The organism is Maridesulfovibrio ferrireducens (genome assembly GCF_016342405.1).
In the GTDB taxonomy this organism is placed as follows: domain Bacteria; phylum Desulfobacterota; class Desulfovibrionia; order Desulfovibrionales; family Desulfovibrionaceae; genus Maridesulfovibrio; species Maridesulfovibrio ferrireducens_A.
In genome coordinates this window covers 250,363-271,658 of record NZ_JAEINN010000002.1, presented here as the reverse complement: position 1 = coordinate 271,658, position 21,296 = coordinate 250,363, and the positions used below count along the sequence as shown (strand labels likewise).

The following is a 21,296-nucleotide window of genomic DNA, read 5'->3' as shown; positions in this document are numbered from 1 at the left end:
CTCAAATCTTCTGGTAAACAGTAGGGGCTATTTGCCTCACGGGTAATTCCATTCCTGAAATACTTTCGGAATGACCAATAAACAAAAATCCACCCTTAGACAGTTTTGCACAAAATTTACTAAAAAGAGTATATTGCGTAGCCCTGTCAAAATAGATCACAACATTGCGACAAAATATTATATCTTTTTCATCCTTAAATGGAAAACTTTCCATAAAATTTAATCTGCGAAACTCCACCTTGCGCCTTACTTCAGGAGCAATTCTAACTAACTGATTAGCTTTGTTTTTACTTTTAAGCAGATATTTTTTTTTCATACCCATCGGAATAACATCAACTTTACTCATAGGGTACACAGCATTTATAGCTTTATTGAGTATCTCGTTTGAAATATCCGTTGCTAAAATTGAAAAATTAAAATCAGGATTTTTTTCAGCAAACTCACTTAACACAATACCCAAAGTATAAGGCTCTTCACCGCTGGAACAGCCGGCAGACCAAATTTTAACAGGAGCAGAACTACGTCGGGTCAATTCAGGCAAAACAGTAGTGAGGAGAAGCTCGAAATGTTTAGGCTCACGAAAAAAATCAGTTGTATTAGTCGTAACAACGTCAATAAGCGAAGTAAGTTCTTTTTCAAGTCCACCGGGACTAAATAAAAAATTGCAATACTCAGAATGGGATATCATCCCTAAAGCGCGTAATCTTTTCTGAAGCCTTGCCTCAAGCATGGTCTTTTTCGAAAGCGGCATTTTAATTCCGAATTCACTCTTGATCAAGTTACTGAATTTTTTAAAATCAGTATCCTTCATTTTAGGAGTGATAGAAACAGCCTCATCAGTATCTTTCATTTTAGATTTTAACATGCTGCCTTTATTTCTGCCAGAACAGTACGGAAAAGCTTTGGTATATCTAATATTAAAGCTAAAGTTCCATCGCCTTTAATAGTTGCACCGGATATACCTTCCACATCTCTATAAACTCTACCGAGACTTTTAATAACGGTTTGATGTTCACCTATTACAGTATCAACAACTACACCTATTCTACTACCTTCAAGTCCTGTTATTACAATTTGTTCTATAGGTGGAGATTCTCCCTCTATGTCAAACCACTCTCTGATACGAATGTAAGGAACAATTTCCCCGCGCAAATTAACAAACTGCTGACCATTTGCTTCTTCAACATTTTTACGAGTCAGTTCGACACACTCTTCAACAAGAGAGAGAGGAATTACAAAATACCCATCTTCAACTTTAACCTGCAATCCATCAATAATAGCAAGAGTCAATGGCAATCTGATTGTAATAAGAGAACCTTTCCCTTCCTGACTGTCTATATCAATGCGCCCTCGTAATGAATCAATTGCGCGCTTTACAACATCCATTCCGACACCTCGGCCGGAAACACTTGTAACGCTTTCAGCTGTAGAAAAACCAGGCTCAAAAATGAGGTTGAAAACTTCTTTCGTTGTAAGCTCTGCATCCGCAGTAACAATGCCTTTTTCAACGGCTTTCGCAAAAATGACATCTTTCGATATACCTTTACCATCATCTTTGATCAAAATAACAACTTCTCCGCCGGAATGTTCCGCGGTTAAAGTTATATTCCCGCGACGAGACTTTCCTTTTGATTCACGGACAGCAGGAAGTTCCACACCGTGATCAATAGAGTTCCGCAGCAAATGAATTAAAGGATCGCCCAGCCTTTCAATCACAGTCTTATCTAATTCTGTCTCTGCCCCGATTGTATGTAAATCAATCTCTTTACCAAGTTCATCAGAAAGATCACGCACCAACCTTCTGAATTTACTGAAAGTTGTACCGATAGGAAGCATTCTTATTCCGAGAGTGCTATCTCTTAATTCGTCAGAAAGACGTTCCAGTTCCTCCGAAAGAGCCGTGAGGGAAGGATCGTTTTTTTCACCGACAACTTGGCATATCTGAGCCTGAACAATTACTAATTCACCTACCAGATCAACCAGTAAATCAAGTTTTTCCGCTGAAACCCTGAGTGAAGAAGTCACATCCATTTTACGGCGGGTAGCAACAGTTTCTTTACTGGCGCTCTGCTCGGCTAAAGCACTGTCAATTTTATCCCGGGTAACAACACCCTTGGCTGCTAACAATTCACCAATGGGTTTTTGATCAGCAAGAGCTTCATTAAGAGTATCCTGAGTGAGATCACCTCTATCGACAAGAATTTCACCAAGCTTTCTAACACCGGTAGATTTGTCAATCACGGGAGGGCCAAAGTTCTCGTCGTCCGAGCTGTCATGAACTGCGAGTTCTTCAATACTTGTATCAGGCTTATCTATTTCAACCTTAATTTCAGCAAGATATTCATCTAATTTAGCTTGATCCTGTTCGCAAACCTTCACAGTAATAGGAACGTCGGTAAAAAAGAAAATTTCTTCAATAGAGGAGCTGTCACTGTTGCTTAGAAAAAGGACTTCCCACCATATTCCAGAATGTGATGAATTATTTTCAAAGTCAGTAAAAACTACTTCCGATTTAATTTCTCCGATACGGGCAAGCTCTTCAAAAAGAGGTAACAAAGCATCTTTTGAAACATCATCCGCTTCATCAGAACTGATAATTATTTTAAAAAGGTATTTCCAAACAACGGAGTTATCCAAGATAAGCACTTCTTCGACATCAGCATCGTCAATTTTAGAATCTTCTATTTTTGACTTTTCTGCTTCAAAATCTTCAGTGTCAACTTCAACAGCTGCATTCATTTCAGTATCAGGCAACACTTCGTCGGCGGAGTCCCCGGATGCAATAATCCTAAGACCTTCAAGAATACTATCGCCTTGACCTGCTTCTCCCTCACCGGAAGGAGATTGCAGCATTGTATAAATATGATCGCGGGAAGACAAAACCAAGGTCAGCAATTCTTTGGTAATTGGAAGATCGCCGTTTCGAACCATATCAAAAACGGTTTCAACGTGATGAGTAAAACCGGCAATCGCATCAAAACCAAACATGGAACCAGAGCCTTTGATCGTGTGAAGAGCTCTAAAGACTCGATTGATCAAATCCATATCATCTGGCAGATCTTCAAGTTCTAAAAGAGAGGATTCAAGCTCACCTAAAAGCTCAAAAGCCTCCTCTTTAAAAACCTGAGTAGTCATATCATCGGACATAAAAAGTCTCCCCGTCAGTATTCATAATAAATTCTCTTTTCATTTTTAAACATTTAATTCAATTCTTTCAAGAAGTATTACAATAAACCGTATTAAAAATAGAACTTTCAAAAAAAAACCTCCCTTAAGGGAGGTTTAAATGATAATGAAATCACTGGGCTGAAATTAAACAAATCACAATTTTTTTCTTCTTGCCAGCATACGCAAAGCCTTGCGCTTTCTATGTCTTCTAATAAAAAATAGAGCAATAAAATATGAAGCGATGGACATTGGAATAGCTAAAATAAAGCCACCGAACATTAAAATAGTAACCCCTTGCCACCCAATCGCCATAAAGTCTGACACTTGCCATGTTGCAGGGTCAAATTTAACATCTATTGGAAGCAAAAAGGATCCGATTTTAAATTGAATATAATAAAATAAAAGCCAGTTAAGAGGATTTGAGATCCAAGTGGAGACAATAGCTGCAACTTTGCTGCTTCTGGTAATAAAAGCAGCAATAACAGCTATAACTGTTTGCAAAGGAAGTCCCGGAATAACGGGAAAACATCCACCGAAAACACCACTGGCCACCCCCATCGCAACTTGATGAGGAGAGGCATTAAGACGCACAACTTTAAGGTAGTACAAACGAATAAATCTTTTTAACCTAGCATACCTGCTGACTTCTTTTGACATCAAAATCCCTTCTTTACCTGACAATTAAAAACTAATCAAAATAAACGAACTAATATAGTTAACTAGGACTCATAAAAAGTACTAAAATATTGATTACTTATCAAGAACATCAAAACTATGAAATTTCATTACAAACCCTGACCGCCCTTGCGTTGACGACCGTAGCTCAGTGGAAAATCCGAACATTTTACTAAGCGGAGCAAGCGCCTGCACAACTTTCTGACCATTCCGGTCAAGCATATTCTCAATGCGGGCCCCTTTAGCTCCCAGCAATCCTATAACTTCACCTATAAAATCATCAGGAGCGGAAACTTCAATATCCATAATAGGTTCCATCAGCTTTGGAGAAGAAGCAGATAAGGCCTTCTTAAGCGCACGCCCTGCTGCAAGATGATAACCCTGCACGCTGGATTCCCCATCTTTCTTTTTAAGTTCTAAAATACGTACTCTAATATCCTGAACGGGAAATCCTTTTAAAACTCCGCACTGAAGGCCGTCGTCTACGCCTTCCGCCACAGCATCAAGCCATTCAGAAGTCCACAATCCAGTATCAATTTCAAAACTGACATTTCGTCCATCACCTCGCGTTGAAGGTTCAACAGACAATCTTACACAGCCATAATGTTTTTCATCACCGATTTGCTTATCAAATTCTTCTTCAGCTTCCGCCAATTTACCCGGAACTTCCTGATAAACGACCTGCGGTTTACCGGCTCTAGGTGCAAGTCCGTACTCTCTGCGCATTCTTTCCAGCACAACTTCCAAATGAAGCTCTCCCATACCAGATAAAATTATCTGTCCGGTGTCTTCATCCGTTTTAAGGTTAAGAGTAGGATCTTCTTGCAGATATTTATCTAGCACATCATCCAGTTTTTCAGATTCATCGGAATTTCTTGGCTCAATTGCCAACGAAATAACCGGCTTATATAATTCAATCTGTTCAAGTATAATGGGCTTTTCGGAAGTCGAAAGAGTATCTCCGGTACGGGAATTCTTAAGACCGGCCACAGCAACAATATCCCCGACTCCTGCAACTTCCAGCTTTTCCTTACGACCGGCATGCATCCTGAAAAGACGATCAATTCTTTCAACGGTCCCTTGAGTCACGTTCTTAACGGTGTCACCAGCGTCTATTTTTCCGGAATAGATTCGCATAAGCACTATTTTGCGCCCTAAATCCATAACGATCTTAAAAACTAGAGCCTGGAAATCAGCCGATACAGACGGGTCAACCGTCCTTTCAACACCTGTAAGAGGATCAACCCCTTTAACCTGAGAAACTTCAAGCGGACTTGGTAAATATTTGCCGATACCGTCCATTAAAGGCTGCACTCCGACATTTTTTAAAGCGGACCCTGCAAAGACAGGAACAAGTTCAAGCTGCAATGTCGCTTTGCGGATAACGGATTCTATATAATCGGGATCTATTTCATCATTTAAATATCGCTCTAAAAATTCATCGTCAAATTCAGAAAGTGTATCGCACATTCTCTCACGCCAAGGAGAGACCCGTTCCAATTCCTGTTCACTGAGCTCCGATATCTCAAATATTTCGCCGTTCTCATCTTCGTCATATACAATTTTATTTAGACGGATGAGATCAAAAACTCCTGCAAATTCATCCCCGGCTCCATCTGGAATTTGAACTGGAAGAATTTTTATTTTAAGCCGCTCCACCATAGCTTCGAGAACAGCTTCAAAATCAGCTCCGAGCCTGTCCATTTTGTTTATGAAAACAAGCTTTGGAACTCCAAAATTTTCACTCTGCCGCCAAACTGTTTCAGACTGCGGCTCAACACCACCGACAGCGCAAAAAACACCGACAGCGCCATCAAGAACTCTAAGTGAACGCTGCACTTCTATAGTAAAATCGACATGCCCGGGAGTATCAATTATATTGATTGTATTTTTAGCCCAAAAACAAGTAGTTACAGCGGAAGTAATCGTAATTCCGCGTTCCTGTTCTTCCGGCATATAATCCATCGTGGCTGTGCCTTCATGCACCTCACCAAGTCTGTGAATTTTGCCAGAAAAATACAGCATACGCTCGGTAACAGTTGTTTTACCGGCATCAATGTGTGCAATAATTCCAATATTTCGTATTTTCTCAATACTCTTTGCAGAAAAATCAGAGTTATCACTCATAAAATTACCTTCCAGATAAAAATCTTATCTAATAAAAAGATTAAACCATGTACTGTCTATAAACAAACAGCCAGCGCTACAGAATCTTTTCTAAAGAATCGGTCTGTAAGATTATTCCACATCCAGCAACCTTCCTGCTCATGAGAAAGTACCATTTTAAAATCAACTAAAGCTTCCCCTATAAGTTCAGCAGGAACAATTGCGACGTCTCCGCCGGATTCAGCAAGGTCTTCTATTGTCGTTTCTTCGATTGTCACATCAGGGTGAGCAAACTTCACAACATCCATATCAGGACCATCTTCGTCCGCGCAGATTGAAATAACCGAAATATTCGGAGCCCGCCAGTATCGTACGTTCTCAGAATAGCTGAGATCAGTCGGACATGATCTGAGATCAAGAATCGCAGTTGACGCGTCTGATTCATATACAAACGAAATCAGCTCTGAGAATTTATTGTCGGAGAGCGAAACAACAGCTTCCTGCCCGGCGAGTTCAAACCCAGTCAAAACAGGCTGAGAAAGTTCTCCTTCTCCGACAAAAACAACTAAAATATTCTGAACCCCGACCGCTAAAGCGGGTGTAAGTGCTGCAAGAATTCTGACTGCGGAAGTAGCTCCCTTGTCAACAAGCATAAGTACACAATCAAGCGGCGAATTTGCTATCTCTGTTTCAAATCCGCCCTTCCATGTGTTTACGGTCCACTTGCTTTGTGGTGAATCAGGAGAGCTTACAGCATAAACCTGAGCAATTGTCTTTTTCATCCAGGCTCTTTGAGGAGGCAAAACAGCCTCATAGGCTACAGCAAAAACTTTATCAGTAATTTGAAAATCATCCAGCCATTCAGGAAAAGCAAAAATATCTTCGTTCATAATTTATCAGCCTGCTACATTTAAGTTCTTTTAAGGATTATAGGCGAGAAAACATAAAGGATTATCTTGGCAACAAATATAGACTTAAAAATTCAGTAAAACAATGAGATAAAATTGCTAAAAAAATACCCGACAGACAAAAGTCAGTCGGGTAAATACATTTTAATCACAAACTACTATGGATTTGAGGCTATAATTACAACCAATCTACAAGTTCTTTCCAAGTACCTTGTAATTTCTCTCTTTCAGCTTGGGAAAGAGTTTTCTGATATTCATAGTACGACATTTCAGCCTGCTTCATAGCATACTTGCGCACTTCAGGAAGATCTTTAAAATTACGTACTACAAAAGCATATCTTTTCCACGCAGCCCCGAATTTAGCAGATCTCCAGAAAAAGTCCGCAATAAACAATTCTTGATCTGCAAGAGCCCGTCGGCATTTTACAATATACTCTTTTGATGCAGTTGCGTACTCACTATCAGGGTAAGCTTCTTCAACTCGATAAAAATATTCAAGAGCTTCGCTCACACTATGCTGAGGCTTATCTATTGAACTGAACAGTGAATAATTACTGAGTCCTATTTGAAAAAGGACATATGGAATTTCTTCGTTACCAGGGTGAAGAGCTGCAAACTCTTTATAAGCTTCTGAAGCATCAAAAAATTTGCCATCAAGGTAATACGCATCACCGAGGCTGATTTCAGCTTTTACTGTGAACGGACTGAAAGGATAACGATCTTTTAACTTCGCAAAAAAATCTGAAGCATTATAATAATCTTTATCCTTCATGGACTCTACGCCGGCTTCATAAAGTTCCTGCGCGGTATCTTCGGGTTTAGGAAGAAAATAGTAATCGATAACACCACATCCGGTGGTGCTGAAAATTAAAATAAAAAGCAAAACAAAACAAAATATTCTATTACGCATCATTATATTCCAAATACGCAAAAGCTGCTGTTGCCGCAGTTGCGCCGTCACCTACTGCGGTAACTACCTGCCGACAATTTTTGGACCGTATATCACCAGCCGCATATATGCCGGGAATATTGGTTTCCATTTCACAAGTTGTTTTAATGAAACCAGAATGATCCAATTGAAGCTCCACAGGAAAAAAAGTACTTAAAGGATTAAATCCAACAAATATAAACACACCATCAACATCTAAAACAGAATATTCATTGGTAAGAGCATCCTTAACTTCGATACCTACCACTTCGTTATCTCCGACAATGCGGGATACTACGGAATTTAGAACCGGAACAATTGTAGGGTCTGCGTTGCATTTATCCTGATAACACTTCAACCCTCTAAACTCATCCCTGCGGTGAATGAGATAAAGCTTCTTTACAAGCCTTGCAAGGTAAAGTGACTCTTCAAGAGCAGAATTTCCACCGCCGACAACAGCAACGACTTTATTTTTATAAAAATTACCGTCGCATAGTGCGCAATATGAAACTCCACGCCCGAGAAGTTTTTCTTCATTCGGAACTTTGAGCTTTCTAAAAACCACACCGGTAGCAATAATGATTGCTCTTGCCTTGAAATGAACACCATCAACAACAATCTCGTGAGAATCCTTTCCCGGAATAATCTCTCGGACTTCGTCATATATTTTATCAAAGGGATATTGTTGAACATGTTCAGCCATGTAGTCAGCAAGTTCGTAACCTTTGATGCCTCCGGGAAAACCCGGATAATTCTCAAGCTCTTCAGTGAGAAGCATCTGGCCACCGGGCGCAAGCTTCTCCACGACAAGTATTTTTACACCTGCCCGTACGAGATAAAGGGCGGCCGCCATTCCGGCTGGGCCGCCCCCGATAACAATGGCGTCATAAGACTTCATTAAATTAAAGAGCCTTGCTGGTAATCATTTCCTTGATACTGCTTTTAGAAACAGCTCCTGTAGTCTGATCAACAACTTCTCCATCTTTAAAGAGAATAAGAGTAGGAATAGCACGAATACCATACTTACCGGGAGATGAAGGATTATCATCAACATTCATCTTACAAATTTTAATCTGTCCGGAAAACTCTTCAGCGAGTTCGTCAATTACAGGTCCCATCGCGCGACAAGGTCCACACCAAGGAGCCCAGAAATCAACAAGAACAGGCTTGTCACTATTTAGAACTTCTTCTTGAAAATTTGAATCGGTTACCTGTAAAGCCATGACGTACTCCTTGTTTTAGTATTTCAGTAATAATATCCCTTGCGAAGAGATCACATCGAATTTTAATTTCTGGAGCAGAGTCTTAAGACCCCAACTCAATTATGAAATTTAATTATCGTTGGTTAAAGTGTCAAGCTGTATCCAACTATCGCACTCGTATGTATCATCAAGATAACTGCGTATAGAGAGAATGGCAATACGCATGGACTACATTTCTGCAACACGAGTCCAGTCTTCGGGAACTACACGGCCTCTGGGAATAGCCTCAAGATCGAAACTATGCCGAAACCCTTCTTTAGCTAAAAGATATCCTGAAAAAGCTATCATTGCACCATTATCCGTACAAAATTTAGGCGAAGGCAAAACAAGAGGAATTGAAAATTTGCGAGCAACTTCAGCCATAACGGTACGAACCACAGAATTAGCGGCAACCCCTCCGGCAACAATAAGTGACTTAACGCCTTTATTACGCTCTAGCGCTCGCACGGTTTTTACACTTAGAGTTTTTGCTACCGAGTAATTAAAGGATGCAAACATATCATTTCTTCGTTTTACTATTTCCTGATCTTCTGTTTCTGGATCAGGAATACCCATGGTAGAAAGTCGCAATTCCGGATTAGCTTGAACATAAAGAGCTACAGCTGTTTTCAATCCGCTAAAACTAAAATCCAGATTATCATTTTTTATATAAGGAGTCGGAAACATTTTACGGTTAGGATTGCCAGCTCGTCCTAAATCATCAACAATCTTACCGCCAGGATAAGGAATATTTAACAATTTTGCAGTCTTATCAAAGGCTTCGCCAGCGGCATCATCAAGGGTTCTACCTAAAAGGATAAACTCGGACGAACTTTTAATAAGATAAATATGAGTATGCCCTCCGGAAACAAGCAATCCGAGTGAAGGGTATTGCAAATCCTGCTCAAGACCAGCGGCGGTCAGATGAGCCCAGAGATGATTAACACCTATCAAGGTTGCACCGGTCGAAAGAGCCAGACCTTTTGCAAAGTTCAACCCCATCAGCAAACACCCTTGAAGTCCGGGACCACGGGCTACGGCTACGACATCAATATCATCAGCCGTAAGTGACTGCTCCTGCATAAGTTCATTATACAAAGCCGGCAAAGCTCTCAAATGCTCCCTGGAAGCGATCTCAGGAACTACGCCACCAAAAAGAGCATGCACATCTACCTGAGAAGCTAATTTTTCGGCAATAAATTTTCCATCACGCACCAATGCCAATCCGGTTTCATCACAAGAGCTTTCAATTCCAAGACATAGCATTAGCCGTCCTGCCCCTCATAAATATCACGTATAATTGAGACTTCGTGTTTTGAACCAATGAAAAGAGGAACTCGTTGATGAAGCTCATGAGGAACAATATCAAGAATGCGTTTAGTTCCATCTGTGGCCATGCCACCAGCCTGCTCAACAAGCATAGCCATAGGTGCAGCTTCACACATAAGCCGAAGTTTACCAACGGGCTTAGAAGGTTCTCTGTGATCAGCCGGATACATAAATACACCGCCATAGATCAGGTTGCGATGAAAATCAGCAACTAAAGAGCCTATGTAGCGCAGACTGTATGGGTGTCCGTGAACATTATCAGCGGATTTGAAATGGTTAACAACCTTCTTAGTTGCTTCACTCCAATAAGGCCAATATCCTTCATTTACCGAATAAATTTTCCCGATTTCAGGAATTTTAATATTAGGATGCGAAAGTAGAAACTCACCTACACCCGGATCAAGTGTAAAGCCGTGAACTCCATCTCCTGTAGTAAAAACAAGCATAGTAGACGAGCCGTATAGAATATATCCGGCGGCTACCTGTTCTTCACAGCACTGAAGCACATCAGAGGATTGTACAGGAGTCCCCACTTTACTTTTACGACGATAAATCGAAAAAATAGTTCCAATATTAACATTAACATCAATATTTGAAGACCCATCGAGTGGATCAAAAATTATTATATAGCTTCCCTGAGGCAAGCCGTGAGGAATATCAATGATATCGGCATTTTCTTCAGAAGCCATCGCACAGAGGACTCCAGATCGAGCCATCCGATGAATTAAAATTCGATTCGCGTACTCATCGAGTTTTTTAACTTCCTCGCCTTGAACATTAATTTCTCCGGTAAACCCCAGAACATCAACAAGACCAGCTTTGTTAACTTCCCGTGATATAATTTTAGCCGAAAGAACTAGCTCATTAAAAAGATGCGTAAACTGTCCTGTAGCACCTGGAATCTGCTTTTGATGCAATAAAAGGTGTTCAGTGACTGTTATCTGCTGGGTCATTTATCCTCCTTAAGGAATGTCCCTGGTGCACGGTCGCTCAGTGATTTAATTAGATAGAAACAAATTAGAATATACATCACTAAACAACTTTAGAAAATCAAAAATCCATCATCTTCATCAGATTCTGAGACAGCCTTCGTAACATACATTATCTGAGTATCACTAACATAGCGTGACAGCCAAACATATCTGACTTCGCCTACTTTAGTGATCCCATGAACGTCTTTATCAAGAAGTGCATCCCAATCTATCTTTAAAAAAGCTTCTTTGTCTAAATTCTCATCTCCAGTCCATATACCGCCGCCATCAGGCTGCATAATTATCAATTTCTGAGGAGCAGGACAAAAGTTAAGCAAAATTCTTGGATCAAAGTGAACGACTACCAGTCCTTTAAAATCAGCATCTTTAAAAAAAGGAATACAAAGATACATCTCAGGACCGAATTCTGAATAACTAATGAAAGACTTCATTTTTATTTCAGACCAGTCCCCCTCATATTCAACCAGCGGTCCGGGCTTAAACGGCTTAATGCTTTCTGCTGGCAATTTAACCAGCATATTTGCTTCTTCATCAACAGTGAAGACACCGGTGATCCAAGGAAAACGCATAAATAAGAGCTTAAACCAATCTTCGTCAGGATGGGAATCTATATTGGAAAGAAAAGAAGTCAACGAAAGAATTTTTTCATCCACTGGAGTAAACAAAAGAGCCAGCTTATTGTCGTCAGGATTTTCGATACCTGCGGAGTGTAGATCGATTGTAGGATTAGGATTAACGGTGTCCTGTGCATCATGCCAGACTTTACTTCCGTAATCACAACCTGCGGAAAATATCATCATAATGGAAAAAGCAAAAAGTGCGACAAATCGCACTGAATTTTTAAATCTCATATTTAACCCGAATACCGAATGATTAAATCAAACGGCATTTTTATATAAAATTGATTTTTAAATAATTTAAAAATAAAAAGAAAGTAAATTAACGGGTTGCTCTGGCTTCAAGTCGCTCGGCAAGAAGCTCAAGAGTACTCATCAATTTACTTTTAGCGTGTTTAACATATGGATCATCACAATCATCACCACTACAATGATTTTGTTCAGTACTGATTCGAGAAGAGATATCAGCCATAATCATAAGCAGTTCATCTTTATGAGAAACATCGGCGCTTGCAAGAAGATCGCGGTAGATATCCAAAGCTCCCACCAATTCACCTTGAGAAGCTAATACATCAGCCATAGTCCGCGTCCTCAGACTATCCATAACAACATGGCTGGTCAGTGAATCGTCATCAATTTCACCATCAACTTCAACATCGGCAGAAGCCTGCTCTATTTCACGCGACAGAATTTCACTATCAGCAAGAGCATCCGTTTCTTTAGAATCTAAACAAACGCCTTTAGCAGTATCAGACGGACCGCTATCTATAAAAGCCCCCCCGATACCTGTCAGTTTCCTGATCCCTTCAGACATAACGTCAGCCCAGGACAAAGGAGTTCCATGAAGCGCTGAAAAAAGAAATGCCATCGCTCCAGCGACATCAGTATTTCCTTCAGCAACAGAATCTCCCCACATTTTCCAAAATGAGGGGTATGAAGAAAAAAGTCTGGTAAGCGGTGCAACTGCAGCTTTTGCTTCTGAATCTCTACCAAGCTTGGCAAGAGTTTCAACAAGTAACAAACGAGCTTCGAGATAATCAGGATGCCTATCAAGGCCCATTCTAAGTGAGGTAACAGCTTTCTCAAGATTACCGATTTCAACATAGAGGCGAGCTAAAGGGAAAAAAACTTTAGAGCTGGGTTCAAGTGCCAAAACTTCCTGATACCACTCAATTTTGCTTTGCATCTGAGGTTTCTCCCTGTGGCTTTAGCTTCCCGGAATCGGGGAAAATATATAACAATTCATTCTCTTTAACATAATTCATCCGGCTGCGGATAATCTTTTCCTGATAAGCTCTATCAGATTTCAGCCGTCGAATTTCTCTGCTTAACTCAAGAGTGCGACTGTCTGCATCTTCAATTTTAAGTTCAAGTTCCTGCACCTTTCTATCTAACTCAAGGTACCCGAAAACCCCCTGCTCGCTAAGACCCAGCCGTAAGAGTAACACAACATTTATTAAGACCAGAAGGCCCAGCAAAAGTCTACGCCTCAGCACTATAAGCTCCTACTGTAGACGCATAAAAAGTTTATTAGATGAATCAAGTTGACTAAGAGGTTCTTTAAGTTCTTTCAAAAAACTGCCTGTAGCTGTTTCAATTCTCTGAACATCGTCCTCACTAACTTGAACCTTCTCCACCTTTTGCATAAAATCCTTAAGAAGCTCAAGTTCCTCAAGAAAATTACGGTTCAAATCAAGCTTTTCCAACTCCTGCTCAAGTTCAAGAATAGTCTCAAGACAATTATTGAGCCTGAGCACAAGATTATGTCGTTCAGTACGGTTCATGATGCACCTAGCTGAGTATTATTTATTTGCTTTTAAAAAATTATTCGTTAGTTAACCAAATTTTATGCAAATTGTACATATAATTACCAGCAGAAAACACAGTCAATCCTAATGCTACGTAAAGAATCTGAGTTCCCAAGGCATGCATATCTATTCCGAAATAAGGATAATGCAACAATAGCGGTCCTAAAGCCAGGCTTTGAGCCATTGTTTTCATCTTACCGAAATTATCCGCGGCAAGAACCAACCCCATATCCATAGCAATAGCACGTAATCCTGTAATAATCAGTTCGCGGCAAATAATAACAACAGTTATCCACGCATCTACATAACCAAGCTGAGTAAGCATAATTAAAATAGAACTGATCAAAAGCTTATCAGCCAATGGATCAAGAAATTTGCCCAGAGTCGTAACCTGATTTTGCCGACGTGCGATCATTCCGTCAAAAATATCAGTTAACGATGCCAGAAAAAACAGCAACGCAGCTAAAAACATCGTGATCTTACTAGGAAAATAAAGAAGAACCACGAGAACTGGCACCGTAAGAATGCGTCCAAGAGTAAGGGAATTAGCGAGGTTGATCATAGCGTGTCCCGATTCGGTAAATACATTTAATCAGAGCTCATTAGCTTTATAAACTATACCCTGAAGGATTGCCTGATTTTAAATTGCAGGGAGATTGTCATATAAACTCCCTGCAACTAAAATCGTCTATAAAAACCTAAGAGTGAGTGCTGGAAGCAATTTCCAAACTACTTTCAGCAGCCTCTGCTATTTTATCAGCAACAGCTCTGAATGCTGTTTTAGCGGGAGAGCTCTCTTCAAGAAGAACAACAGGTTTACCGAGATCCGCTGCAACAACAGCTGTAGGATCTAGAGGAATTGCACCAAGGAAAGGCAATCCGTATTTTTCAGCCAACTGCTCACCGCCACCTCTTTTAAACAGATCTATCTGCTCATGACAATGAGGACAAATAAGGCCGCTCATATTTTCTACAACGCCCATGATATTAGCCTTGGCATACTGAAGAAAATTAATAGCTTTCCTTACATCCGCAAGAGAAATTTCCTGTGGAGTAGTTACAACAACGGCTAAAGACTCCGGAATAGTCTTGAGCACAGTCATTGGCTCATCACCGGTTCCTGGAGGGGAATCAATAACCAGAAAGTCCAAATCTCCCCACTGAACGTCCGAAATAAATTGTCTGATAGCGGAAGTTTTCATAGGACCACGCCAAAGAACAGCCTGATCAGGGTCTTTAAGCAAAGATTCCATTGAAACAACATGGAGGTTATCATTCACTTTCTTGGGAACAACGAGGTTTCCACGTTCAACTTCAAGCTGTCCGGTGATTCCAAGCAAATGCGGAACACTTGGACCATGAATATCAACGTCCAGAATACCGACTTTAAAGCCCTTATCCGCGAGAGCTGCAGCAATATTAACTGCTACAGAACTTTTACCAACTCCGCCTTTCCCGCTCATAACAAAAATTTTGTATTTAATTCTCTTCAAGGTAGAAGAAATTAACTCATTCTGAAGAGCATGAGCAGCGTTTGGTTTATCGCCCTCTTTCTTTTCTGTTGAGCAGGATCCACATGATGAACTCATTTTTATACCTTTGTTGTATATTTAACTTAAGGGAGAATTACTCCCGACCAAAATCAGCTCCTTTGAGCTGAAGATATCCATTCCAAAATTATTACTATTGCAAAGCCGACAACCATTAATCCAACAGCCGTAGCAAACTCCTCATTATAAGCGGAAGGCAAAATATTTGCTTCACTCAAAACATGAGTCTTCCCGCGAATAACCACTGAATCAAGAACCTCTTTCCACGGCCATATTTTACGCATGGCACCAGCCATAAATCCTGTAAGGATGCTGATCGTAACACCATGATGCTTTTCAAGAAAATAATGAAGAACGCGAGAAAACAGAGAAATTCCACAGGCACACCCGCATACAAATACGATCAGGATAGCTGTATTTTCAGGACTTGCCGGGTTTCGAAGTGCTCCAGTGATGTACTCATATTTACCGAGCAGCAGCAGAATAAAGGCTCCGCTTATTCCCGGCAGAATCATGGCACAAATAGATATTGAAGCGCATATAAAAACAAACCACAAAGTATCAGGAGTCGTAACAGGAATCAATCCGACCAGAACGAAACTGAAAATAGCCCCGAGTACACCGGACAAAATATTTTTAAAGGAAAATTTACCAATTCTCCGGCCTACCACCAAAATGGAAGAAGCAATAAGCCCGAAAAAGAGAGACCAGACTTGAACCGGGTGACTGCCAAGAAGAGAATGAATTATGCGGGCCATTGAAACCATGGCCAGAACAATGCCAAAAAGGAGTGGAATTATAAATTTCAAATGAGGCACAGCCACAGCGCCTATCAAATCAAATGTAACTAATTTCTTAATGAAGGTTCCATTAAACGAACGGATGGAATCTATCAATTGATCATAGATACCTGTGATAAAGGCCATTGTTCCGCCGGATACTCCCGGAATAATGTCGGCAACGCCCATACACAATCCCTTGAGCATCAAAATCAGATACTCACGAATAGAGTTCGGCCCGGGACCGTTGTTCCATGCTTGAATTAAATTCATTTATTCTCCCAAAATATACTCGATTACCAGCCCTGTTTCCCCACAAGATCAACAAATGCACATCCGCCCATATCTGTCTCTGTGACTTTACCGTCTTCCTTTGTAACCAGAATAAGTTGCTGTCTTCTCTTTTCTTTCCCAACAGGTATAACCATTCTGCCATGATCGGCAAGCTGATCTATCAAATATTGAGGTATTTCCGGCCCACCGGCTGTAACTATAATCCGGTCAAAAGGGGCTTCATCAGGCCATCCCATTGTACCATCATCAAGTTTTAGACGAATATTAAAATACCTCAGATCAAAAAGAAGAGTTCGTGCGGCAATAAAAAGTTTACGTATTCTTTCAACGGAATAAACTTCAGCGCCCATTTCACCCAGTACTGCTGCCTGATATCCAGAACCGGTTCCAATTTCCAGAACTTTATGTCCGGACTTGATCTGTAAAAGTTCCGACATGTAAGCAACAATAAACGGCTGAGAAATAGTCTGCCCTTCCCCGATAGGAAGAGCACTGTCGGCATATGCCCTGTCAGCAAGAGCTCCCTGCACAAAAAGATGCCTTTGAACCTTACGCATAGCTGATAAAACATTTTGATCAACCACACCACGGGCTACAATCTGCTCTTCAACCATTTTAGTTCTGCTGAACTTTGGATCAATCCGCACACTCTCCCCCGATGAGGTTTTGCCTCAAAACAAACATTATCAATAAAACAAAAACAGAGTTAGCTTATAATATTATTAACTAAAACTCTATTTCTCCCTAAATCGACCGTCTGCAAAATTTTTTATGTTAGCCCTCAGCTTTGAGGTATTATCAAAATACTATACAATAAACGTCAGAAACTTAAAGACATCAAGCTTCTAACCTGTGCCAACTTAAATTTTATCGTTCGCAGTTGCAAATCAGATTTTACCGGGCAAGTCAACCAGAATACAGCATCCAACCATTTAAACTTCAATTTTATGCATACGCCTCTTGACACGAAAGGTTCATAAAGAGAGATTATAGGTAAGGAAAAGGAGGATCACATGCTGAAAGTTACTGATCTAATGACAAACAAACTGTTCACTCTCAATGAAAATGACACCTTGAGAATGGCCCGCTCCTTGATGGATCTACAAAGAATCAGACATATCCCGATCGTAAACGAAAAGAGTGTTTTTATCGGCCTGATTACCCACAGAGACATACTTGGAGCAACTATTTCACATTTAGCAGGAATTGATCCCACAACTCAGGGTGAAATTGACTCAGGTATTCCCGTAGGGGAAATAATGAGAACCGGTATTAAGACCGTTACCTCAGAAACACTGCTGAAAGAGGCTGCGTACTTGCTGCTTAACCACAAATACGGATGTTTACCCGTGGTAAATGAAGTAGGTGAACTGACAGGGATTCTGACTGAAGCAGACTTCTTGAAGCTGACTATAAGCCTTATGGAAGCTTTAGAACAAACCGAAGAGTAACATACTAATATTAAAGGCGGTCCCGGCTGTTATCTTCCTGGACCGCCTATAATTCAATCAGCTATTGAATTCTTCAATAAATCTGTTCACTTCTTTTCTTGAAACGTCCAGAAAATGCGGGAAAGTTTTTTGAACCTCAGGAGTCATTTCCAGACCCCATTCTGTATAACTTTTGGGTTCCATACCTATAACGCGCATTCTTGGCCTTTTTCCAACCATCTCGGCCATATGCAAAGAATCAATCAAATCAATATCGTGTAAAGATAAACGTTGATCATCATTTTGAATGAGATCATCTTCTTCAAACATATAGACTGTTCCGGGAGCCTCTCCTGCGTGAACAATATCAAGCACCAGAAGGCCATCATACCCTTCCAGTACATGAAAAAGATCCTGTGTAAATGTTCCGCCATCGACCATGTGAACATTTTCAGGCCATTCTTCTTTGCGCAAAGCCTCAATGGCATGAACGCCAACGCCTTCATCCATGAGTAGAATATTTCCCACCCCCAAAACAAGTAGCTTCTTCATTTTTTAATCCTTTGAAACAATTCAATAAAACTTTTCTCAGTTATATCAACAACTCAGGACAAATAATGTAAAAGAAAACTCCCGGACACGGGATAATTCCTGCGCCCGGGAGCTATTATGATCCTGAATAGTTCTCACTATAGAAAATACGGGACTACGTCCCCGCTATGGTTATACCAGCTAACCTAGCATCCTTCCTGAATGTGATGAACAGTTTTCTTACCAGTGTCTGCGTGCAACACGTGCACGGCACAGCCTAGTCATGGATCAAAGGATCTAATGATCCTTGATATGTCTACAGGACTTCCAGTGTCTGGAACTGGACAACCGATGAGAGCTTCCTCAACAGGTCCACGCTGCCCCATGTCATCACGAGGGTTTGTGTTCCAGAGAGTAGCAGGCATAAGCTGGTAGTTAGCTACTTTAGAATCCTGAATATTTATGTAATGCAGCAAAGATCCGCGAGGAGCTTCAGTGAATCCGATACCTTCACCAGTTACAGGAACTTTAGACTCGACGTATGTATCTTCGCCGGCTTTAATTTCCTTGAGCCAAGTATCATTGATTGCATCAGCAACAATGAGAGCTTCCTCAGCACGTGCAACGTGACGACCCATAAGAGAGAATGCAAGATCTTCTCCGAGATCACGGAATTTAACAGCTTTGATACCGTAGAGGTCTTTAAGCTGTTTTTTACCGATTTCACTGAGTTCTGGATTATGTATCCACATGCGAGCAAGAGGACCAACTTCAACAGGCTTCTTGTTGTAACGAGAAGCTTTGATGAAGCTGTAAGCTCCTTCTTTGTGAACATCCGGAATGGTCTTACCTTTGCTCGGATGGAGATCGGAACAAGAGTCTTCGAACCATGAATATTTAACGAACTCTTTAATAAGAGCAGGATTAAATTTCTCATCTTTACCATCAATGTATACACCGGAATCGATGAGAGTTTTAGTACCCTCTTCATCCATTGGGAATACACCGTATGACATACAGTTCTTGTAACCACCACCGATCTTAAACAGATCTTTATAAACAGATCCGATAAGATAAACGGTAGGAAGATAGGTTTCAGCTACAAATTTCCGAACTTCTTTGAAGCGGCTGGCATATTCTGCAAGCTTTTCCTTAGTCGGAATTTCAGTAGTTCCACCAACAACCTGACCAGAGATATGAGGCATTTTTCCACCGAAGAGAGCTACCATTTCATGGCAGATACGACGAATTTCAAGAGCCTTAATATACTGATCAACTGCTACTGCATTGGTTTTTTCATCCAAACGAAGATCTGGCTGATCGAAACGAGGGACGAAAGGCGCTTTACCTGGTCCTCTAACGAAATCCAAAGCTGCAAGATGATAAAAATGCAGAAGATGAGACTGCAAGTAGTTAGCACCGAAGATGAGGTTTCTTGTGACTCTACCATTTTTGGTAATTTTGACATCACAAGCGTCATCAAGAGCTAAACAAGCTGCGGTAGAATGAGCTGTAGGACATACACCGCAAAGTCTCTGAGTCAACTGAGCTGCATCGCGAGGATCACGACCAACCAGAATATTCTCAAAACCGCGGTACATACCACCTGAAAGCCAGGCATCTACAACTTTTCCGTCTTTAACAACAACCTCAGCTTTGAGGTGACCTTCAATCCGGCTAACCGGGTCAATGGCAATCTTTATTTTCCCGTCTTTAGCGGGCGTACTTGATTTTGACATTAGGAAAAATACTCCTATTAGCTATTAACCGGCTTCGTAGAATGGGGACATTTCATCCGGGAATCCCGGTTCCACGCAACCAAGACATACTGCGTTCTCTACACACCAGTTAACGCCGCCATTCCATTTGCGTTTAAAGCAATCGGCATTAGCGCTCGGACCTTTACAGCCGAGTTCGTAACGACAGTTTTCTTTATCAGTGAAAACTTTAGAAAATTCATCCTCATCAAATTTAGAAAGATAAGGACAATTGTCATGAATGTTTTCGCCAAAGAAAGGTGTAGGACGCCCTTCGGAGTCAAGAATTTTGACAACTTCACCAAGTCCGCCTTCAAGTCCTTTCTCTTCAATCGCATTAATAGCGTAAACAAGAGTTCCAATCATCCAATCAGGATGTGGAGGACAGCCGGGAACATTGACTACAGGAGTCTTAATACCGTTATCAGCAAGTACTTTTGTTACGGAAGTAGATCCAGTAACGTTACCTTCAGCAGCAGGAATACCACCATAAGCAGCACAAGTACCGACGTTAACAACAACGGCAGCGTTCTTGGCCATTTCAAGAGTAGTCTCAAGCATGGTATACTCTTTGCCGTCTTTTTCACCGAGGATACAATAGTGACCATTTTCTGCCACTGGTACTGATCCTTCAAAAATAACAATGTATTTACCCTTCTGCTCTTTAGCCACATCTGTCATGTGTCCCCAAGCAACTTCACCTTCAGACCCCATAATGGTCGGATGAAAATCGAGTGTAATTACATCTAGCAAAACCTTCGCAATGGAAGGATGCACTGAATTAAGAAGTGAAACCGAACATCCGGTACAGCCCTGTCCCTGTATCCAGAATACATGTGGTACAAACTTCTCAAGTGCTTGCACAACGCTCGGGTTGAACATCTGGGAAACCCCAAAGCCAGCCACTGTTCCTGTGCACAATTTCACGAAATCTCGCCTGGTCAAACTCATCCCTACCTCCTTGGTAGTTGCCGGCGCTAGTAAGGCGCTGTCCTTACTTACTAAAAAATAGCGTCACATTGACTTTATTTTTTAATATCACATACACACTCCAGAGTTTTACGTCAACAATATACCAATACAAATTTAACAAAGCCATCAGATAAATCTATAGCACTAATAGGCGTATTGAAACTTGCCAATGTTGTACATTGAACAAACCACCTGTTTGCTGTTAGAGTAA

General features: G+C 40.8%; 22 protein-coding genes. 1 reads left to right on the top strand and 21 read right to left on the bottom strand.

The genetic code is table 11. From position 1 onward, the window contains the following. Window position 1: 1 nt before the first annotated feature. The 18 genes from JEY82_RS03100 to JEY82_RS03015 form a co-directional block, all read right to left on the bottom strand. Window positions 2-865: a protein-glutamate O-methyltransferase CheR gene (locus tag JEY82_RS03100; RefSeq protein WP_304082442.1), complete on the bottom strand. Its 864-nt coding sequence runs from the start codon at window positions 863-865 to the stop codon at window positions 2-4. After that, window positions 859-3,147, bottom strand: coding sequence for a chemotaxis protein CheA (locus JEY82_RS03095; protein ID WP_304082441.1), 2,289 nt, complete (start codon window positions 3,145-3,147; stop codon window positions 859-861). The genes JEY82_RS03100 and JEY82_RS03095 overlap by 7 nt, the downstream gene beginning before the upstream one ends. Window positions 3,148-3,321: 174 nt before the next feature. Then, window positions 3,322-3,825 (bottom strand): DUF2062 domain-containing protein, encoded by a 504-nt coding sequence (locus JEY82_RS03090; RefSeq protein ID WP_304082439.1) that lies wholly within the window; start codon window positions 3,823-3,825, stop codon window positions 3,322-3,324. Between the two features lie 93 nt (window positions 3,826-3,918). Beyond that, complete coding sequence (fusA, locus tag JEY82_RS03085; protein ID WP_304082437.1) at window positions 3,919-5,970, bottom strand: elongation factor G; 2,052 nt, start codon at window positions 5,968-5,970, stop codon at window positions 3,919-3,921. 56 nt (window positions 5,971-6,026) lie between these two features. Then, window positions 6,027-6,839: a histidinol dehydrogenase gene (locus tag JEY82_RS03080; protein ID WP_304082435.1), complete on the bottom strand. Its 813-nt coding sequence runs from the start codon at window positions 6,837-6,839 to the stop codon at window positions 6,027-6,029. Window positions 6,840-7,035: 196 nt separating this feature from the next. After that, window positions 7,036-7,767, bottom strand: a complete 732-nt coding sequence (locus tag JEY82_RS03075; RefSeq protein ID WP_304082433.1) for an outer membrane protein assembly factor BamD — start codon at window positions 7,765-7,767, stop codon at window positions 7,036-7,038. Then, the gene (trxB, locus tag JEY82_RS03070) at window positions 7,760-8,683 is read right to left on the bottom strand and encodes a thioredoxin-disulfide reductase (protein ID WP_304082432.1); all 924 of its coding nucleotides are present in this window, start codon (window positions 8,681-8,683) and stop codon (window positions 7,760-7,762) included. The genes JEY82_RS03075 and trxB overlap by 8 nt, the downstream gene beginning before the upstream one ends. Before the next feature lie 4 nt (window positions 8,684-8,687). Continuing rightward, on the bottom strand, window positions 8,688-9,008 hold the full coding sequence (gene trxA, locus JEY82_RS03065) for a thioredoxin (RefSeq protein WP_092163361.1): 321 nt from the start codon (window positions 9,006-9,008) through the stop codon (window positions 8,688-8,690). Window positions 9,009-9,215: 207 nt separating this feature from the next. Then, a complete protein-coding gene (gene tsaD, locus JEY82_RS03060) occupies window positions 9,216-10,292 on the bottom strand; it encodes a tRNA (adenosine(37)-N6)-threonylcarbamoyltransferase complex transferase subunit TsaD (RefSeq protein WP_304082430.1) in 1,077 nt (358 codons plus the stop codon). Further along, complete coding sequence (fbp, locus tag JEY82_RS03055) at window positions 10,292-11,308, bottom strand: class 1 fructose-bisphosphatase (protein WP_304082429.1); 1,017 nt, start codon at window positions 11,306-11,308, stop codon at window positions 10,292-10,294. Before fbp ends, tsaD begins: the two co-directional genes overlap by 1 nt. A gap of 89 nt (window positions 11,309-11,397) precedes the next feature. Beyond that, window positions 11,398-12,198: a hypothetical protein gene (locus JEY82_RS03050; protein ID WP_304082426.1), complete on the bottom strand. Its 801-nt coding sequence runs from the start codon at window positions 12,196-12,198 to the stop codon at window positions 11,398-11,400. Window positions 12,199-12,286: 88 nt separating this feature from the next. After that, complete coding sequence (locus JEY82_RS03045; protein WP_304082424.1) at window positions 12,287-13,150, bottom strand: M48 family metallopeptidase; 864 nt, start codon at window positions 13,148-13,150, stop codon at window positions 12,287-12,289. Further along, window positions 13,134-13,460, bottom strand: a complete 327-nt coding sequence (locus JEY82_RS03040; protein ID WP_092163381.1) for a septum formation initiator family protein — start codon at window positions 13,458-13,460, stop codon at window positions 13,134-13,136. The genes JEY82_RS03045 and JEY82_RS03040 overlap by 17 nt, the downstream gene beginning before the upstream one ends. Window positions 13,461-13,469: 9 nt before the next feature. Continuing rightward, complete coding sequence (locus JEY82_RS03035; protein ID WP_092163382.1) at window positions 13,470-13,748, bottom strand: hypothetical protein; 279 nt, start codon at window positions 13,746-13,748, stop codon at window positions 13,470-13,472. A 40-nt stretch (window positions 13,749-13,788) separates the two neighbouring features. Beyond that, the gene (gene pgsA, locus JEY82_RS03030; protein ID WP_304082420.1) at window positions 13,789-14,334 is read right to left on the bottom strand and encodes a CDP-diacylglycerol--glycerol-3-phosphate 3-phosphatidyltransferase; all 546 of its coding nucleotides are present in this window, start codon (window positions 14,332-14,334) and stop codon (window positions 13,789-13,791) included. Between the two features lie 136 nt (window positions 14,335-14,470). After that, window positions 14,471-15,361, bottom strand: a complete 891-nt coding sequence (locus tag JEY82_RS03025) for an Mrp/NBP35 family ATP-binding protein (RefSeq protein WP_304082418.1) — start codon at window positions 15,359-15,361, stop codon at window positions 14,471-14,473. Between the two features lie 53 nt (window positions 15,362-15,414). Further along, the gene (locus JEY82_RS03020) at window positions 15,415-16,374 is read right to left on the bottom strand and encodes a DUF368 domain-containing protein (RefSeq protein ID WP_304082416.1); all 960 of its coding nucleotides are present in this window, start codon (window positions 16,372-16,374) and stop codon (window positions 15,415-15,417) included. A gap of 23 nt (window positions 16,375-16,397) precedes the next feature. Beyond that, complete coding sequence (locus tag JEY82_RS03015) at window positions 16,398-17,042, bottom strand: protein-L-isoaspartate(D-aspartate) O-methyltransferase (protein WP_304082414.1); 645 nt, start codon at window positions 17,040-17,042, stop codon at window positions 16,398-16,400. 366 nt (window positions 17,043-17,408) lie between these two features. Here JEY82_RS03015 and JEY82_RS03010 point away from each other — a divergent pair, with 366 nt between their 5' ends. After that, window positions 17,409-17,846, top strand: coding sequence for a CBS domain-containing protein (locus JEY82_RS03010; protein ID WP_092163406.1), 438 nt, complete (start codon window positions 17,409-17,411; stop codon window positions 17,844-17,846). A 57-nt stretch (window positions 17,847-17,903) separates the two neighbouring features. Here JEY82_RS03010 and hysD read toward each other — a convergent pair whose 3' ends face one another. From hysD to hysB, 3 genes are all read right to left on the bottom strand, one after another. Further along, window positions 17,904-18,377: a NiFeSe hydrogenase maturation protease gene (hysD, locus tag JEY82_RS03005; protein WP_304082412.1), complete on the bottom strand. Its 474-nt coding sequence runs from the start codon at window positions 18,375-18,377 to the stop codon at window positions 17,904-17,906. A 260-nt stretch (window positions 18,378-18,637) separates the two neighbouring features. Then, window positions 18,638-20,095: a NiFeSe hydrogenase large subunit HysA gene (hysA, locus tag JEY82_RS03000; protein WP_369681146.1), complete on the bottom strand. Its 1,458-nt coding sequence runs from the start codon at window positions 20,093-20,095 to the stop codon at window positions 18,638-18,640. 24 nt (window positions 20,096-20,119) lie between these two features. Continuing rightward, window positions 20,120-21,064, bottom strand: coding sequence for a NiFeSe hydrogenase small subunit (gene hysB / locus JEY82_RS02995; protein ID WP_304082410.1), 945 nt, complete (start codon window positions 21,062-21,064; stop codon window positions 20,120-20,122). Between the last annotated feature and the right edge of the window lie 232 nt (window positions 21,065-21,296).